This is a genomic window from Streptomyces sp. NPDC049577, assembly GCF_040675635.1.
Classification (GTDB): domain Bacteria; phylum Actinomycetota; class Actinomycetes; order Streptomycetales; family Streptomycetaceae; genus Streptomyces.
The window spans coordinates 1-4,070 of sequence record NZ_JBFAPH010000450.1 but is presented as its reverse complement, the minus strand read 5'-3'; the positions used below and the strand labels follow the sequence as shown (position 1 = coordinate 4,070).

Here is a 4,070-nt window from a genome sequence, read left to right as displayed (position 1 = left end):
TCTGTATCTGAACTCGAAGGAACAGTTGTTCAGCGCCTGCATCCAGCGGGAGGCCGAGGGGCTGCTCGGCGCGGTGCGCGACGCCGTCGAGCCGGGCGCGCCCGCCGACCGCCGGCTGTGGAACGCGCTGCGCGCGTTCTTCGCGCACACCGCCGAGCACCCGGCCGGCTGGGCGGTGCTCAGCTGCCAGGCGCGGATGCACGGCGAGCCGTTCACGCGGGCCGCGGCGTCGTTGCGGCAGGAAATCGCCGGCCTGCTCGCCGGGTTGATCGCCGAGTCCCTGGGGCGTGCCGCGGCCGCCGGGGCGCCCGGCGAGCGGGAGGTTTCCGGACTCGCGCACGCCCTGGTGGGCGCTGCCGAATCGCTCGCCGGATGGGCCAACTCGACCGCGACGGAGGCGAATCCGGCCCCGTCGGCGCAGGAGACGGCGGAGACGCTGATGAATGTCGCGTGGGTGGGGCTGGAGAACCTCATGGGCGGCCGGCGCTGGCTGCCCGCCGCCCCGTAGCGAGCGGCTGAGCGGGGGAGAGGCGGGCGGGCGAAGGTCCGGACGGGGGTCTGGAGCGCGGGCGGGCGGCGGCGTATGTTTACCCCGGCTTTTACCGCTGAGTAGCTTACTCGTGGGTCCCGACGGGGCCCGAACAGGAGCCGCCGTGTTCCCCTCGCGCCGCGCAGCCCTGCCCCTCCCCGTTCCGCCCCGTACGACGGCCGTCGCCGGCGTCGTCCGCGAGGCGGCCGTGCCACCGCTCGTCCCACCCGCCCATGGGTCGCTGGGCGACCTGCCGTTCGACAACGCCGCCGAGGCGCCCACCGACGTCGTGCTCGGCCGCAAGCAGCCGGACGGCGGCTGGCGGGACGTCACCGCCGCCACCTTCGCCGCCGAGGTCATGGGCGTCGCCAAGGGCCTGATCGCGCACGGGCTGCGGCCCGGCGACCGGCTCGGCCTCATGAGCCGCACCCGCTACGAGTGGACCCTCCTGGACTTCGCCGCCTGGGCGGCGGGCCTGGTCCCCGTGCCGCTCTACCCCACGTCCTCCGCCGAACAGGTGCGCTGGATCCTGAAGGACTCCGGTGCGGCCGCCTGCGTCGTCGAGAGCGCGGAACAGGCCCGGCTCGTCGAGCGGGAACGCGCGGACCTGCCCGGTCTCACGAAGCTGTGGCGGATCGACGCCGGGTGCGTGCCAGAACTCGTAGAAGCAGGGCGGGAGTTACCGGGTACGGCCGTGGCCGACCGGCGTGCGGCGCGTGGCCCCGAGGACATCGCCACCCTCGTCTACACCTCCGGCACCACCGGCCGGCCGAAGGGCTGCGTCCTCACGCACGCCAACTTCCTCTCCGAGGCCGACAACGCCAACCACCTGCTGCAACCGGTCTACGAGGCCCTGACCAGGGAACCCGCCTCCACCCTGCTGTTCCTGCCGCTCTCGCACGTCTTCGGCCGCACGGTCGCCATCGGCTGCCTGCGGGCACGCGTACGGCTCGGGCACACGCCGTCCATGCGGGCCGAGGACCTCCTCGCCGATCTGGCCGGCTTCCGGCCGACCTTCCTCGCCGCCGTGCCCTACGTGCTGGAGAAGGTCTACAACACCGGCCGCGCCACCGCCGAACGGCAGGGCCGGGCCGCCGTGTTCGACCGCGCCGCGTCCGTCGCCCGGCGGTACGGCGAGGCGTGCGAGGCCCGCCGCCACGGCACCGGGTCCGGCCCCGGTCCCCGGCTGCGGGCGGCTCGGACGCTGTACGAGCCGCTGGTCTACCGCCGCATCCGCGGCGGCCTCGGCGGGAAGGTCCGGCACGTGGTCACCGGCGGCTCCCCGCTCGGCCGCCGGCTCGGCGCCTTCTACGCCGGCGCCGGCATCGATGTCGTCGAGGGCTACGGGCTCACCGAGACCACCGGCGCCTTCACCGTCTCCCCGCCGCAGCACCCGCGGCTCGGCGCGGTCGGCTGGCCGCTGCCCGGCGCGGCGGTGCGCATAGCCGACGACGGCGAGGTGCTGCTGCGCGGCGACCGCGTCTTCGCAGGCTACTGGGACGCCGAGCGGGAACGGGCGGTGGCGCCCATGTCCGGCGAGTGGCTGCCCACCGGGGACCTGGGCGCGCTCGACGAGGACGGTTACCTCACCATCACCGGCCGCAAGAAGGAGCTGATCGTCACCTCCGGCGGCAAGAACGTCGCCCCCGCCCCGCTGGAGGACCGGGTCCGCGCCCATCCGCTCGTCTCCCAGTGCCTCGTCCTCGGTGACGACCGCCCGTACGTCAGCGCCCTGCTCACCCTCGACCCCGACGGGCTCGGCCACTGGTGCCGCATGCGCGGCACCGAGGGGAAGCCGATCGAGGAGCTGGTACGGGACGCGGAGCTGCTCGCGGCCGTGCAGGAGGCGGTGGACGACGCGAACGGGCTGGTCTCGCGCGCCGAGTCGATCCGCAGATTCGCCGTCCTGCCGGTGGACTTCACGGTGGAGGCCGGGCACCTCACCCCGTCGCTGAAGCTCCGGCGCCCGGCCATCGTCCGTGACTTCGCCGCCGAGATCGAGGCGCTCTACGAGCCCTGATCCAACGACCGGCGTCCCGGGCCGCGTCCCTTTGGGGAGGGGCGCGGTCCGGGGCTTTCCAGTCCTACGGGCAGTTGCCGCCGGTGGGTTCGCCGGCGAACCGCCGCGCCAGCCAGTCCGCCGCGGGTATCGAGTCCGTGATCGCCCCCAGCACGTGCTCGGTCAGCGGCAGCGGCTTCCACTGCACCCTCGCGCCCTTGGCGCACCAGTCGGCGCGCAGCTGCCGGCCCACCGCGTAGGGGATCAGCTCGTCGGCCGTGCCGTGGTAGAGGTACACGGGCCGGTCCGGGGCGTGTGTGCCCAGGGCCGAGGCGCGCAGTGCCCGTTGCCAGTCCTCCTCGTACAGCGGGTTGCGGACCGTCACGTCGGAGATGCGGCGGAAGAGTCCGGCGGCGGTGTCCACGGCCACGCAGTGCTCCTTCAGGAAGGCGACGTAGCGGCGGCCGGTGTCGTTGAGGTACTTGTCCAGGTCCAGCTCCGGGAAGGCCGCGTTCTGGCCGGTGGCCGCCATGAGGACGAGGCCGGCGCCGACGCCGCCGTTGTCGAAGTCCGCGGTCTTCAGCAGGTCGGCGGGCACCCCGCCGGTGGCCGTGCCCTTCACGTCGAGCTCGGGGGCGTAGGAGTCGTGGAGCTCGGCCGCCCAGCTCGTGGCCTGGCCGCCCTGCGAGTAGCCCATGATCCCGACCGGTGACCGCGCGTCCAGGCCCGTGCCGGGCAGTCGCTGCGCCGCGCGCGCCGCGTCCAGCACGGCCTGTCCCTCGGCCCGGCCGACGGCGTAGGTGTGGTCGCCCGGGGTGCCCAGGCCCTCGTAGTCGGTGACGGCCACGGCCCAGCCCCGCAGGGTGAGCTGCTGGATCAGATTGGCCTCCGGCGTGGTGCCGTCGGGGAAGCCCGCGGAGGGGGCGCAGTGGTCGGCCAGCCCGACGGTGCCGACGGCGTACGTGACGAGCGGGCGGGGCCCCTTTCTGCCGTCCTGCGGGACGATCACCGTGCCGGAGACGACGTTCGGGGCGCCCTTGGCGGTGGTGGAGCGGTAGGTGATGTGCCAGGCCCGGGTGGCGGTGGGTTGTCCGGGCAGCGGGTGGAAGGAGGTGGGGGCGGAGCTGATGATGTCGCCGGGTGCCCCGGCCGGTGCTCCGGCGGAGGCGGTCCCGCCCGCCAGGCCGAGCGAGACGGCCAGCGCGGCGGTCGCGGCGAGGGCTGTGCTGCGCAGGTGCATGCGGCTCTCCCAACTGTCCCGTGGGGCTGGGTCGGTCGGTGAGACGGTAGTGACCGGCGGGTAAGGAGGAGGCTGACCGGAACGCTCGTCTTCACTGGCCGCGGTGCGCGCGGTAGGCGCCCGGCGTGCTGCCCGTCCAGCGGCGGAACGCCCGGTGGAAGGCGGTGTCCTCGGAGAAGCCGAGGCGCGCGGCGAGCTCGGCGATGGGCTCGGCGCCCTGCGCGAGGCTGCTGAGCGCCGCGTCCCGCCGCGCCTGGTCCTTCAGCAGCCGGTACGAGGTGCCCTCCTGCCGCAGCCGCCGC

Annotated in this window: 4 protein-coding genes; 2 read left to right on the top strand and 2 right to left on the bottom strand. The window is 74.6% G+C overall.

Going from position 1 to position 4,070, the window contains the following annotated elements; genetic code table 11:
• Together AB0K09_RS30675 and AB0K09_RS30670 are read left to right on the top strand one after the other, a co-directional pair.
• On the top strand, positions 1–508 hold a 508-nt coding region (locus AB0K09_RS30675), incomplete at its 5' end, for a TetR/AcrR family transcriptional regulator (RefSeq protein ID WP_366068675.1).
• Between the two features lie 145 nt (positions 509–653).
• On the top strand, positions 654–2,549 hold the full coding sequence (locus tag AB0K09_RS30670) for an AMP-dependent synthetase/ligase (RefSeq protein WP_366068674.1): 1,896 nt from the start codon (positions 654–656) through the stop codon (positions 2,547–2,549).
• 64 nt (positions 2,550–2,613) lie between these two features.
• Here AB0K09_RS30670 and AB0K09_RS30665 read toward each other — a convergent pair whose 3' ends face one another.
• On the bottom strand, positions 2,614–3,768 hold the full coding sequence (locus AB0K09_RS30665; RefSeq protein ID WP_366068673.1) for a lipase family protein: 1,155 nt from the start codon (positions 3,766–3,768) through the stop codon (positions 2,614–2,616).
• 91 nt (positions 3,769–3,859) lie between these two features.
• A partial coding sequence (locus AB0K09_RS30660) for a helix-turn-helix domain-containing protein (protein WP_366068672.1) occupies positions 3,860–4,070 on the bottom strand: 211 nt, incomplete at its 5' end.